Source organism: Pseudomonas sp. CF161 (assembly GCF_000416215.1).
Lineage (GTDB): Bacteria > Pseudomonadota > Gammaproteobacteria > Pseudomonadales > Pseudomonadaceae > Aquipseudomonas.
Map to the genome: position 1 here is coordinate 223,264 of NZ_ATLP01000112.1, position 12,775 is coordinate 236,038.

Below are 12,775 nucleotides of genomic sequence, written 5' to 3' on the forward strand. Positions count from 1 at the left end.
GGGTTCAAGACTCCTGGTCATGCCGATTGACCCGCGCTTCCAACCGGTTCTGCAGGTGCGCCAGGGCGCTGGCAAGAATCCAGTAGATCAGGGCGGCGGCAAGATACATGGTGAAAATTTCGAAGGTCCGGGCGGTGATCAACTGCGCCTGGCGGAACAGTTCCGGCACCTGGATGGTGGCGGCCAGGGCCGTGTCCTTGACCAGTGAAATAAAACTGTTGCCCAAGGGCGGCAGGGCGGTACGCATGGCCTGTGGCAGGATCGCCCGGCGCAGGGTCTGGGCGCGGGTCATGCCGATGCTGGCGGCGGCTTCCCATTGGCCGCGCTCGATGGAGCTGATGGCGGCCCGCAGGATTTCACAGGCGTAGGCGGCCATGTTCAGCGAGAAGCCGATCAGCGCCGCCGGCAACGGGTCCAGTTCGATGCCCAATTGCGGCAAGCCGTAATAGATCACGAACAGTTGCACCAGCAGCGGCGTGCCGCGAAAGAACGACACATAGACCCTGGCGGTCCAGCTCAGCAGCTTGAAGCGCGACAGGCGCATCAGCGCCAGGCCGAAGCCCAGCAGCAAGCCGAAAAACATGCCGCCCAGGCTGAGAATGACCGTGTAGTAGGCGCCCTTGAGCAGAAAGGGCGCCGAATCCAGCGCCAGTTGAAGGCCTGCTTCCATTATTGAGTGACGTCAGCGTTGAAGTATTTTTCCGAGAGTTTTTTCAGCGTGCCGTCGGCGCGCAGTTCCTCGATGGCCTTGTTCACCGCGGCCAGCAGTTCGGGTTCGCCTTTGCGCAGGGCGATACCGGCTTCCTGACGGGAGAACGGAGCGCCGGAAACGGCCAGGGTGTCGTTGGTTTTCTTGATCAGCTCGAAGGCGGCCAGGCGGTCCACCAGGATCGCTTCGATGCGGCCTACGCGCAGGTCCTGGTACTTGGTCGGATCATCGTCATAGGTCTTGATGATCGCGGTTGGTACGTTGTCCTTGAGCCATTGCTCGTAGTTGGTGCCCAGGCCGACACCGACCTTGTGGCCACCCAGGTCGGCGGCGGTCTTGAATTTGCCTTCGTCCTTTTTCTGGGTCAGGGCCTGGATCCCGGAGACGGTGTACGGCACGGAGAAGTCGTACTTCTTCTTGCGCTCTTCGGAAATGGTGACCTGGTTGACCACGGCGTCGAGGCGCTTGGATTCCAGGGCGGCGAGGATGCCGTCCCACTTGGTTGGTTGCAGCTTGACCTTGACCCCGAGCTTTTGCGCCAGGGCTTCGGAGAACTCCACTTCAAAGCCGGCCAGCTTGCCGTTTTCATCGACGTAGCTGAAAGGCGGGTAGGTGCCTTCCAGGCCGACGTTGATCACGCCGGCGTCCTTGATCTTTTGCAGTTGCTCACCGGCAACCGCCTGCCCCAGCATTCCGGCGCCGATGGCCAGACCCAGTGTGCCAATAAGCAGATTTCGACGTAGTGCAGAAAAATTCATGACAAGCCCCTGTGGTTTCTTATGCGCAATGCGGGTGGGAGTTGCAGGTCAATCGAGGAACGTGACGAGCGCTCATCCTGCCTTAAATGCAGCCTGCGCGTCTCGCGGCAAATGAGCCTGCGGCGCGACTATAAAGCGCCTTTTATAGGTTTAAAAATAATATAAATATAGTTTGTTATTCCTTTTTGTTTGGTTGCGTAAATTGTGAACCCTCCCCGCAAACTGTAGCTGCTGCCGAGCCCGCGAGGCAGCGGCTATAGCGGTCACAGAGGGTTAGGCGAAGGCGCTGGCGTAGGCGAATAAGGCTGGGGCGCCGCCGGTGTGGAGGAAGATGATCGGGCCGTCATTGAAACGCTGGCGGCCGACACCATCGAGCAGGCCGGCCATGGCCTTGCCGGTGTAGACCGGGTCCAGCAGCAGGCCTTCCTGGCTGGCCAGCAATTTCACCGCGGCCAGGGTGCCGGCATTCGGCTCGCCATAGCGCGGGGCGAAATATTCGTCCCACAGTTCCACCTTGAAGCTCGCCGGCAGCTCGACGCCCAGCAATTGGGCCGTGCGTTCGGCCAGGCCCTGGACCTTCGGCCGCTGGGCTTCATCGGTGCGCGACACGGTCACCCCGATCACCGGCAACTGCGGCAACGCCTCGCTCAGCGCCAAGGCCAGGCCGCTGTGGGTGCCGGCGCTGCCCGAGGCCAGGACCACGGCGGCGAATTCCAGGCCGCTGTCCTTGATCTGCTCGGCCAGCTCCAGGCCCGCCCGCACATAACCCAGGGCGCCGAGGGCGTTGGAACCGCCAATCGGCACCAGGTAGGGCTTCTTGCCATTGCTGCGCAGGCGCTCGGCCAGGGCCTGCAATTGCTCGTCGGCGTGGTCCAGGTTGTCCACCAGCTCGACCTTGGCGTCGAACAGGTCCAGCAGCAGGCGGTTGCCGCTGTGCAGGTAATGGCTGTCTTCGGTGCCGATGGGGTTTTCCAGCAGGGCGACGCAACCCAGGCCGAGCTTGGCCGCCAGGGCGGCGGTCTGGCGCACGTGGTTGGACTGGATGGCCCCGGCGGTAATCAGGGTATCGGCGCCGGCCGCCAAGGCATCCGCCGCCAGGTATTCGAGCTTGCGCAGTTTGTTGCCGCCCATGGCCAGCGGCGTGGTGTCGTCGCGTTTGACGTAGACATCGCGCCCGAGCCAGGTGGACAGGCGTTCGAGTTTTTCCAGGGCGGTGGCGTGGCCAAGCAGGTCGAGGCGGTCGAAGCGGGCTAGCTGTTGTTTGATCATGGGGGTGCACGGGCTGAGGGAATGCGGGGACTATAGGCAGCGATATTTGCCCGGGCAACCGCCAATCGCATATGTCAAAAAGTGCTAAGACCAGCACAATTAGTTCTTAATTTTGCCTGCGGCCCATACCGTAAAGTGGATGCCGTTTCCGTAGCCAGACTGTCCGGCTACCTGAGTGAGGAGTGTTGAGCGTGAGCGAGCGATCCAGCCATTGGCAACTGCAGACCATCGTCGGCCAACTGCGTGATGCCCGCGACCAGTGGCGTACCCGCAATGGTCGGGTCAGTGGCGAGCAGGGCGGCCGGGAACTGCCGTCTCGAGCGGCCATGGCCGAGATTCTCGAAGCCCTGTGCGGCGCCTTGTTCCCCATGCGCCTGGGCCCGGTGGACCTGCGCGAGGAAAGCGAAGACTTCTACGTCGGCCACACCCTGGACGCCGCCCTCAATGCGCTGCTGGCCCAGACACGCCTCGAACTGCGCTACGCCACCCGCCATGGCGGTGAGCAGGCCGAGGACGTCGAGGCCAAGGCCATCCGCATCATCCAGGACTTCGCCCTGGCCCTGCCGGGCCTGCGGGTGCTGCTCGATACCGACGTGCTGGCGGCCTACCACGGCGACCCCGCGGCGCGCAGCGTGGATGAAGTGCTGCTGTGCTACCCGGGGATTCTGGCGGTGATTCACCATCGCCTGGCGCACCACCTGTACCGCGCCGGGTTGCCGCTGCTGGCGCGGATCAGCTCGGAAATTGCCCACTCGGCGACCGGCATCGATATTCACCCGGGGGCGCAGATCGGCCGCAGTTTCTTTATCGACCACGGGACCGGCGTGGTGATCGGCGAAACCGCGATCATCGGCGAGCGGGTGCGGATTTATCAGGCGGTGACCCTGGGCGCCAAACGCTTCCCGGCGGACGAAGACGGGCAATTGCAGAAGGGCCATCCACGGCACCCGATCGTCGAGGACGATGTGGTGATCTACGCCGGCGCGACCATTCTCGGGCGCATCACCATCGGCCAGGGTTCGACCATCGGCGGCAACGTCTGGCTGACCCGCAGCGTGCCGGCCGGCTGCAACCTGACCCAGGCCAATTTGCAGCATGACGATGGGACGCAGAAGTAAACCTGGCACCCCTCAGCACCCTCGCGGCCCAACGCAGCCTGTAGCCGCTGCCGAGCCCGCGAGGCTGCGCTGGCCCTGTGCAACGCCTTGCACCTCCCTGACACCCCTCGGCGTTCTTGCGGCCCAGCAGCCACGCTCAACAACGATCTTTCTGCGGAACGATCCCGTCACGCCTACGTCATACCCTTCCTTGAGCTAGCGTACTGAAGGTACCGCTGAGCCTTGCGATTAGTCCTCGAACCCCCATCCATGTTTAACTTGAACGCTCGTTCAAGTTAAATCGGTAGTTCGCTGCCCGCTCACAACAGGAGGCTTGCCTTTGCTGAGTCCGTTTATTTCAGCCACGTCCAACCCGTTTGAGGTGCACCTTTCATGAGTGCGTCGCCTACTCCCGCCAACAGTCAAATTCGCATGAATCCGCCGGTGTTCTACTTCGCGGCGAGCTTTATCCTGATCTTCGGCCTGGTGGTCATCACCCTGCCGCAACAGGCCGGCGCCTGGCTCCTGGCGGCGCAAAACTGGGCGGCCAACACGGTCGGCTGGTACTACATGCTGGCGATGACCCTGTATCTGGTCTTCGTGGTGGTCACCGCCTTGTCCGGCTACGGCAAGATCAAGCTCGGTGCCGACCACGACGAACCCGAATTCAGTTACCTGTCCTGGGCCGGCATGCTGTTCGCCGCCGGGATCAGCATCACCCTGTTCTTCTTCTGTGTCTCCGAACCCCTGACCCACATGCTGCAACCGCCCCAGGGCGAGGCCGGCACCGCCGACGCCGCGCGCCAGGCCATGCAGTTGCTGTTCCTGCACTGGGGCCTGCACGGCTGGGGCGTGTTCGCCTTCGTCGGCATGGCCCTGGCGTACTTCGCCTACCGGCATAACCTGCCGCTGGCCCTGCGTTCGGCGCTGTACCCGCTGATCGGCAAGCGCATCAACGGCCCCATCGGCTATGCGGTGGATGGCTTCGGCATCATCGCCACGGTGTTCGGCCTGGGCGCCGACATGGGCTTTGGCGTGCTGCACCTCAACTCCGGGCTGGATTACCTGTTCGGCATCGCTCACACCCAGTGGATCCAGGTCGGCCTGATCACCCTGATGATGGGCGCGGCGATCCTGGTCGCGGTGGCCGGTGTCGACAAGGGCGTGCGGGTGATGTCCGACATCAACATGCTGTTGGCGGTGGCGCTGCTGCTGTTCGTGCTGTTCGCCGGACCGACCCAGCACCTGCTCAACACCTTGATCCAGAACATCGGGGACTACCTCGGCGCGCTGCCGACCAAGAGTTTCGACGTCTACGCCTACGACAAACCCAGCGACTGGCTGGGTGGCTGGACAGTGTTCTACTGGGCCTGGTGGATTGCCTGGTCGCCGTTCGTGGGCTTGTTCATCGCACGGATTTCCCGCGGCCGCACCATCCGTGAATTCGTCTTCGGCGTGCTGCTGATTCCCCTGGGTTTCACCCTGGCCTGGATGTCGATCTTCGGCAACAGCGCCATCGACCAGGTGCTCAACCACGGTATGAGCGCCCTGGGCATGAGCGCCCTCGACAACCCGTCGATGACCCTCTACCTGCTGCTGGAAACCTACCCCTGGGGCAAGACCGTGATCGCGGTCACGGTGTTTATCAGCTTCGTGTTCTTCGTCACCTCGGCCGACTCCGGCACCGTGGTGCTCTCGACCCTGTCGGCCAAGGGCGGCAGCGCCGATGAAGACGGGCCGAAATGGCTGCGGGTGTTCTGGGGCGCGATGACCGCCCTGGTGACCAGCGCGCTGTTGTTCGCCGGCAGCATCGATTCGCTCAAGTCCGCGGTGGTGCTGACCTCGCTGCCGTTCTCGCTGATTCTGTTGCTGATGATGTGGGGGCTGCACAAGGCCTTCTACCTCGAATCGCAGAAGCGCATCGCCCAGTTGCATTCCCTGGCACCGGTGGCGGCGTCGTCGCGGCGGGGCAAGGGTGGCTGGCGCCAGCGCCTGAGCCAGGCGGTGCACTTTCCATCGCGTGACGAGGTGTACCGCTTCCTCGACCAGACGGTGCGCCCGGCTATCGAAGAGGTGAGTGCGGTGTTCGTCGAGAAGGGCCTGAATGTGGTGACCCAGCCCGACCCGGCCAACGACAACGTCAGCCTCGAGATTGGTCACGGCGACCAGCATCCGTTCATCTACCAGGTGCAGATGCGCGGGTACTTCACCCCGTCCTTTGCCCGTGGCGGCATGGGCCCGAAAGAGCTGCGCAACCGTCGCTACTACCGGGCCGAGGTGCACCTGAGCGAGGGTAGCCAGGATTACGACCTGATGGGCTACACCAAGGAGCAGATCATCAACGACATCCTCGACCAGTACGAACGCCACATGCAGTTCCTGCACCTGGTGCGTTGATCGGGAGCGCCGTGGCGGGGGCGCAGGCTTCCCGGCCCGGCTTCAGGGCCGGGTGGACAGCAGATACAGAGCCAAGGCCACCACCGGCACCACGAACACCAGGCTGCCGACCACCAGCTCCGAGCGCAGGGGCTGGTTGGCGGTGACCACCCCCACTGCCCCGTTGATTACCGTCAGCGCCAGCCACAGGCCGACGAAACCGTAGGTCAGGGCCTGGCGGCTGATACCGATCTTGTTGCCGATAAACAGCATCAGCGCCAGCAGAAGCAGGCCGAAGGTGATGACGATGGTGGTGTGCATGATGGATACCGCCCTATGGGAAAACCGGTTGGCCAGTGACAGGGCGGCCGTGGCGCACCCTTCAACGAGCATAGGCCCCAGCGCCGCGCTCGACCTCAAACCAGCCCGCCGTTGGTGCGCAAAATCTGCCCGTTCACCCAATCCGCCGCCGGGCTCACCAGGAAGGCGATGACCCGGGCGATGTCTTCCGGCTGGCCGAGGCGTTCCAGGGGCGGCATCTTGGCGAAGGCCTGGATCTGCTCCTCGCTTTTGCCCTGCAGGAACAGCTCGGTCGCCACCGGCCCCGGCGCCACGGCGTTGACCGTGATGTTGCGCCCGCGCAATTCCTTGGCGAACACCTGGGTCAGGGATTCCACCGCCGCCTTGCTGGCGATGTACACCGCATAGCCCGGCAGGTTGAGACCGACCGTACTGCTGGAAAAGTTGACGATGCGGCCGCCGTCATTCAGGCGCGTGGCGGCTTCGCGCAGGGTATTGAAAGTGCCCCGGGTGTTGATGGCGAAGGTCTGCTCGAACAGCTCGTCGCTGTGTTGCGCCAGGGGCAGGACCTTGAGGATGCCGGCGTTGTTGATCAGCACATCGACCTTGCCCAGCTTGGCTTCGGTCGCATCGAACAGCCGACGCACGTCCTCGCTGTTGGCCACGTCGGCCTTGATCGCGATGGCCTGATGCCCGGCCTGGCGCAGCTCCACCACCAGCCTTGAGGCTTCGTCGGCGCTGTTGGCGTAATTGATCGCGACGGCAAAACCCTGGCTCGCCAACTGCCGGGCGATCACCGCGCCGATACCGCGGGAGGCGCCGGTGACGATGGCGACTTTCGATTGTTCAGTGGTCATGGTTCAGGTTCCTGTGGCTCAAGGTGCATGTGGGGGTGGCAGCAGATTCACATGCTTGCCCGGATCGATAAATGCAGCGAAGTTGCCTTGACTGTTCAATAATCGCCAACAATCGAAGCTCTGGAGGTGCTGATGGATCAGGTCAAGGCGATGAAGGTTTTTGTGCGCATCTACGAGCGCAGCAGTTTCACTCTGGCGGCTGCGGACCTGAACCTGCCGCGGGCGACCCTGACCCACACCCTCAACCAGTTCGAGGCCTGGCTCGGTACGCGGTTGCTGGAGCGCAGCACGCGCCGGGTGCGCCCGACCCTGGATGGCGAGGCCTATTACCAGCGTTGCGTGCAGTTGCTGGCGGAACTGGAGGAGGCCGAACTGGCATTTCGTGAAGTGGCGCCCAAGGGGCTGCTGCGGGTCGATCTGCACGGGACCCTGGCCAAGTACTTCGTGATTCCGGCGTTGCCGCAATTCATGGCGCGGTATCCGCAGATCGAGCTTTCACTCAGCGAATCCGATCGTTTTGTCGACCTGATCGCCGAAGGTGTGGACTGCGTGCTGCGGGCGGGCACCCTCGGGGATTCGGCGCTGATCGGCCGGCGGGTCGCCAATTTGCGCCAGGTGACCTGTGCCAGCCCCGATTACCTGCGGCGCTTTGGCGAGCCTGAGCGCCTTGCCGATCTGAGCCGCCATCGCGCGGTGAACTACGTGTCGCGCACCACGGCCAAGCTGTTCCCGTTTGAATTCATGGTGGCGGGCCAACGCCAGGAAGTGGCCATCGACGGTGCACTTTCAGTGTTTGGCGCCGAGGTCTACAAGGCGTCGGCGGTGGCCGGCCTGGGCATCATCCAGTGCCCGCATTACGGCGTCGCGCAGCAGATGGCCCAGGGCCTGTTGCAGGAAATCCTGGTCGAGACCCCACCGCCGCCGATGCCGGTGTCAGTGCTCTACCCGCACAATCGCCATATGTCGCCTAGGGTCCGGGTGTTTGTCGACTGGCTGGCGCAGGTGTTTGCCCAGGCGGATTGAACGGGACATCCGTCCAGGCAGAATTTGGTTGCTTGATGTGTATAGTGTGTATTAGTGTCTGGCTGTTGGTTAGAGTGCCTGTTCGATGGGTATCGAAGGGCAGGGATATGCGCAGTCGCGACATGATCAGGATGATCGAGGCCAATGGTTGGTATCGGGTTGCAATCAAGGGCAGTCACCACCAGTACCGGCATCCGTACAGGCCGGGGCGGGTGACGGTTCCCCAGTCTGATTCGGATCTGCCCAGGGGCACGATCAACAGCATATTGAGACAGGCGGGCTTGAGATGAGCTGCGACCTGCAAGAGGAGCCCAAGGTCATGAAATTCCCAGTCGTACTGCACAAGGACGCCGACTCCGAATACGGCGTGACAGTCCCGGATGTGCCGGGTTGTTTTTCTGCCGGGAAAACCGTGTCCCTGGCGTTCGAGAACATCAAGGAGGCCTTGTCCCTGCACTACGAGGGATTGGTGGCCGACGGTGAGCCGCTGCCCCAGGTGCATGAGATTGACGACCATCTGCACAACCCCGACTACGCCGGGGGCGTGTGGGGCGTGGTGGAGTTTGATGTGGCGCCCTATTTCGGCAAGTCGGTGCGCTTCAACGCCACCTTGCCCGAGCAACTGCTGGAGCGCATCGACCAGACCGTGAAGCGCGATCAGCGCTACCGCTCGCGCTCCGGCTTCCTCGCCGCCGCCGCCCTGCGCGAGCTCGCCCTGTAGCCGCTGCCGAGCGCGCGGGGCTGCGCTGGCCCTCCAGACCGCCGCTTAAATGTCAGGTGTCCAACCGGCCTCAGATCAAGCCAGCTTCCAAACGCCCCCCGAGCCTGCGGCAGCAACCACAATCCAGCAGAGATCAGCTGCTTTCGCGCTCGATCACTTGGCACTGCAACAGGTTCAGGCGTTGTACTTCGTCTTCCACCGGCAACACGCCCAGGCTCTGCAGGACGCGGGTGGCGGCGAGTACGCCGATCTCCAGGGCGGGTGGCTTGATGGTGCTCAGGCTGGGCAGCAGCATCTCGGCGAAGGGGTAGTCGCCAAAGCCCAGCACCGCGCAATCGGCGGGGATCTGCAGGCCGGCCCGTTGCGCGGCCAGCGAGCCGCCGGCCGCCAGGTTGTCGTTGGCGAAAATGATTGCGTCAGGTCGTGGGCTGGCCTGCATCAGGGCGTGCATCGCCTGTTTGCCGGCCTCGAACGGCGCGCGGTCGGCGTCCGGGGTGAAGATCCAGGGTTCCAGCCCCAACCCGCGCAGCGTGGCGGCATAGCCCTCGCTGCGCTCCAGGGCGCTGAGGTCGCCGGGCGCGCTGTTGAGCACGAAAGCGATGCGTCGATAGCCTTTGCCGTGCAGGTAGTTCGCCGCGCTGACCCCGACCTGATGATGGGAAAACCCGATCTGCACCGGCGCGCGATCCGGTTGGTAATCCCAGGTTTCGATCAGTGGGATATCGGCCTCGGCGAGCATCTTCTCCGTGCCTGCGCTGTGAAAGTGGCTGGTCAGCACCAGTGCCGCCGGTGACCAGCCGAGAAAGGCCCGTACGGCGCTTTCTTCCTGGGCCACGTCGAAATAACTGGAGGCCAGCAGCAGTTGATAGCCATGGCGGCTCAGGGTGTCGCTGAAGCCCTGGATGGTGCTGGCAAAGATCGGCCCGGAGATGTTCGGGATCACCATGGCCACGATCCTGCCCCGTGCCGAGGCCAGCCCGCCGGCCACCAGGTTGGGTACATAGCCCAGTTCCGCCACCACCTGGGCGATGCGTTCGCGAAGCTCGGCGGATACGCTCTCGGGCTGGTTGAAGTAACGCGATACGGTGATGGCCGAGACCTCGGCCTGCCTGGCCACGGTGTTCAGGGTCACCCGTCCGGCGCCGCGGCGCTTGCGGCCTGGAGTGTTCTCGGTGGTCAAGGGCGTGATCCTCTCTTCAAACAAAAAAGCATATAAAAGTAATTTTTCAGTATTGGACGGTCTATGGCCGTCTTGCAGATACTGCCGATGTTAGCGCTAACAAGGCGCCGTGTCTGCTACTCGCTCGAGCGAATGCCCAAGACAGATATTCAGGCGCTGCCGGCGTAGATCGGCAGCGGTTCAGGGCATATTTCCAGCAGGCAGACCATGCATAACATTCTTGGGGATCAGCAAAAACTCGCGCAATCGATTCGCGCCGCCACACCGCGCCGACCGCACCTGGGCTGGTTGCTGGCAGGGCTGGCCGCCTTGCCGCTGCCGGGGGCATACGCCGCCGACGCCGACGCCACGACCACTGCCGCAGAGCAGGAGCCGACCCTGAAATCGGTGACCGTCACCGCCACCCGCCGCGAAGAGTCGCTGCAAAAAGTGCCGGTTGCCGTCTCGGTGGTGGATGGCGAACAGCTCGAGCGGGATAACCGCAATGGCGTGGCGAGCATCGTGCAGCAGGTGCCGTCGCTGAACTTCCGCACCGGCGCCTCGAACAAGGACACCTCGCTGTTCATTCGCGGCGTGGGCACGATTTCCACGTCGCCGGGCGTCGAGCCGACCGTGGCCACCGTGATCGACGGCGTGGTTTACGCCCGTCCGGGCCAGGCCACCCTCGACCTGCTGGACCTGGAGCGCATTGAAGTCCTGCGCGGGCCCCAAGGCACCCTGTTCGGCAAAAACGCTTCGGCCGGGGTGCTGAACATCGTGACCAAGGCGCCCACCGCCGAGACCCACGGCTACATCGACCAGGCCTATTACAGCGGCAATGAAAGCCGCACCCGCTTCGGCATCGGCGGCAGCCTGATTCCGGATACGCTCAAGGGCTCGCTGACCACCTTGTTTGGCAGCTACGACGGTAACGTCGACAACCAGCACAACGGTCAGGAGGTCAACGGCTACAACCGCAAAGGCGTGCGCGGCAAGCTGGAATTCACCCCCAGTGATGACCTCAAGCTGACCCTGGCCGCCGACTACATGCAGTCCCATGACGATGCGCCCAATGGCGTGGTGAGCAAGGCGCTGACGCCGGCGTTTGCCGGTGCCCTGAACCCGGTGCGGGCCAGCAGTGACAACCGCGATATCAACACCGACACCCGCAGCCATGTCGAAGACATCAACAAAGGCCTGTCGGCCCAGCTCGACTGGAACCTGGGCGATTACACCCTGACCTCGATCACCGCCTGGCGCGGCTGGAACAACACCCAGTATCAGGATGGCGACCGCCTGGGCACCGTCACCGCAGCCTTCCCCGGCACCGCTGACCAGGGCGACCTGGACTTCAACCAGTACTCGCAGGAGCTGCGCCTGGCCTCGCCCAAGGGGCAGTTCCTGGAGTACGTCGGCGGCCTGTTCTACATGCATGGCAAGGATGAAGAAACCTACCAGCGCACCCTGACCACGACCACCAGTGTCAACCGCGGCATTGCCGACTACAGCACCCGCAGCGACAGCTACTCGGCGTTCGGCGAGACCACCCTGAATTTCACCTCCAGCCTGCGGGGCATCGCCGGCCTGCGCTGGACCCATGACCAGCTGGAATACGAGCACCGCCGCCGTTCCACCTCGGCGGTGCAGGTCAGCGGCATCCAGCCGGCCACCAACAGCTCCGGCTCGGTGGATGAAGACGGCTGGTCCGGGCGCCTGGGCCTGCAATACGACCTGAGCGACACGGTGACCACTTACCTGACCTATTCCCGCGGCTACAAGGGCCCGGCCTACAACGTGTTCTTCAACATGCAGCCGCGTGACACCGATGCGCTGAAACCGGAGACCTCCAACACCTGGGAAGCCGGGATCAAGGCCACCAGCTGGAACAACCGCCTGACCACCAACCTCGCGGTGTTCCACAGCGCCTACGACAACTACCAGGCCAACTTCTTCGACACCGTGGCCGGGCAGGTCGTGACGCGCCTGATCAATGCCGGCAGCGTCAGCACTGAAGGGGTCGAGCTGGACTACGCGTTGCAGGCCACCCAGCAACTGAAGCTGTCCGGGGCCCTGGCCTACACCCGGGCGCGCATCGATGAGTTTGCTTGCCCGGCGGGTGCGGCGGCTTCGTGCAACGTCAATGGCAAGCCGCTGCCCTTCAGCCCGGACTGGAAAAGCTACGTGCGCGCCGATTACAGCATCCCGCTGGATAACGGCCTGGATATCGAATTGGGCACCGACTACAGCTGGCAAAGCGAAGTGCAGTACGACATCAGCCAGAACGTCGACACCAAGCAGGGCGCCTACGGCATCTGGAACGCCAGCGTGGCCCTGGCCGACTACAGCAACGGCTGGCGCGTGGCCCTCTTGGGCAAGAACCTCGCCGACAAGTCCTACTCGCCTTTGCTGGCCAGCGGCGGCAGCTACATTTACCGCGCCGTACCACGGGATGACGAACGTTACTTCGGTGTCCAGCTGCGCAAGGATTTCTAAGGAGCGGCCGGCT

At 63.5% G+C, this 12,775-nt stretch carries 12 protein-coding genes; 6 read left to right on the plus strand and 6 right to left on the minus strand.

The features are described from left to right. Positions 1 to 4 precede the first annotated feature (4 nt). The 3 genes from tcyL to CF161_RS26895 all read right to left on the minus strand — a co-directional run bounded on the left by tcyL (position 5) and on the right by CF161_RS26895 (position 2,736). Positions 5 to 670: a cystine ABC transporter permease gene (gene tcyL, locus CF161_RS26885; protein ID WP_020299787.1), complete on the minus strand. Its 666-nt coding sequence runs from the start codon at positions 668 to 670 to the stop codon at positions 5 to 7. Continuing rightward, positions 670 to 1,467, minus strand: coding sequence for a cystine ABC transporter substrate-binding protein (tcyJ, locus tag CF161_RS26890; RefSeq protein ID WP_043230463.1), 798 nt, complete (start codon positions 1,465 to 1,467; stop codon positions 670 to 672). Before tcyJ ends, tcyL begins: the two co-directional genes overlap by 1 nt. A gap of 273 nt (positions 1,468 to 1,740) precedes the next feature. Next, positions 1,741 to 2,736, minus strand: coding sequence for a D-cysteine desulfhydrase (locus tag CF161_RS26895; RefSeq protein ID WP_020299789.1), 996 nt, complete (start codon positions 2,734 to 2,736; stop codon positions 1,741 to 1,743). Positions 2,737 to 2,927: 191 nt separating this feature from the next. On the opposite strand from CF161_RS26895, the gene epsC reads away from it, so the two are divergent. Both epsC and betT read left to right on the plus strand, forming a co-directional pair. Further along, positions 2,928 to 3,854 carry a serine O-acetyltransferase EpsC gene (gene epsC, locus CF161_RS26900; protein ID WP_020299790.1) on the plus strand — a complete coding sequence of 309 codons (927 nt, stop codon included), beginning with the start codon at positions 2,928 to 2,930 and terminating at the stop codon, positions 3,852 to 3,854. A 411-nt stretch (positions 3,855 to 4,265) separates the two neighbouring features. Beyond that, positions 4,266 to 6,230, plus strand: a complete 1,965-nt coding sequence (gene betT, locus CF161_RS26905; RefSeq protein ID WP_020299791.1) for a choline transporter BetT — start codon at positions 4,266 to 4,268, stop codon at positions 6,228 to 6,230. Positions 6,231 to 6,272: 42 nt separating this feature from the next. Here betT and CF161_RS26910 read toward each other — a convergent pair whose 3' ends face one another. Together CF161_RS26910 and CF161_RS26915 are read right to left on the minus strand one after the other, a co-directional pair. After that, positions 6,273 to 6,530, minus strand: coding sequence for a hypothetical protein (locus tag CF161_RS26910; protein WP_020299792.1), 258 nt, complete (start codon positions 6,528 to 6,530; stop codon positions 6,273 to 6,275). A gap of 95 nt (positions 6,531 to 6,625) precedes the next feature. After that, complete coding sequence (locus tag CF161_RS26915) at positions 6,626 to 7,366, minus strand: SDR family oxidoreductase (RefSeq protein WP_020299793.1); 741 nt, start codon at positions 7,364 to 7,366, stop codon at positions 6,626 to 6,628. A 132-nt stretch (positions 7,367 to 7,498) separates the two neighbouring features. Between CF161_RS26915 and CF161_RS26920 the strand changes: the two genes are divergently transcribed. From CF161_RS26920 to CF161_RS26930, 3 genes are all read left to right on the plus strand, one after another. After that, the gene (locus CF161_RS26920; RefSeq protein WP_020299794.1) at positions 7,499 to 8,389 is read left to right on the plus strand and encodes a LysR family transcriptional regulator; all 891 of its coding nucleotides are present in this window, start codon (positions 7,499 to 7,501) and stop codon (positions 8,387 to 8,389) included. 107 nt (positions 8,390 to 8,496) lie between these two features. Beyond that, on the plus strand, positions 8,497 to 8,679 hold the full coding sequence (locus CF161_RS26925) for a type II toxin-antitoxin system HicA family toxin (RefSeq protein WP_020299795.1): 183 nt from the start codon (positions 8,497 to 8,499) through the stop codon (positions 8,677 to 8,679). 29 nt (positions 8,680 to 8,708) lie between these two features. Further along, positions 8,709 to 9,110, plus strand: coding sequence for a type II toxin-antitoxin system HicB family antitoxin (locus CF161_RS26930; protein WP_043230523.1), 402 nt, complete (start codon positions 8,709 to 8,711; stop codon positions 9,108 to 9,110). Between the two features lie 133 nt (positions 9,111 to 9,243). Here the strand turns inward: CF161_RS26930 and CF161_RS26935 are convergent, their stop codons facing one another. Next, a complete protein-coding gene (locus CF161_RS26935) occupies positions 9,244 to 10,290 on the minus strand; it encodes a LacI family DNA-binding transcriptional regulator (RefSeq protein WP_020299797.1) in 1,047 nt (348 codons plus the stop codon). A gap of 207 nt (positions 10,291 to 10,497) precedes the next feature. Here CF161_RS26935 and CF161_RS26940 point away from each other — a divergent pair, with 207 nt between their 5' ends. Next, positions 10,498 to 12,762, plus strand: a complete 2,265-nt coding sequence (locus tag CF161_RS26940; RefSeq protein WP_020299798.1) for a TonB-dependent receptor — start codon at positions 10,498 to 10,500, stop codon at positions 12,760 to 12,762. The last annotated feature ends 13 nt before the right edge of the window (positions 12,763 to 12,775 follow it).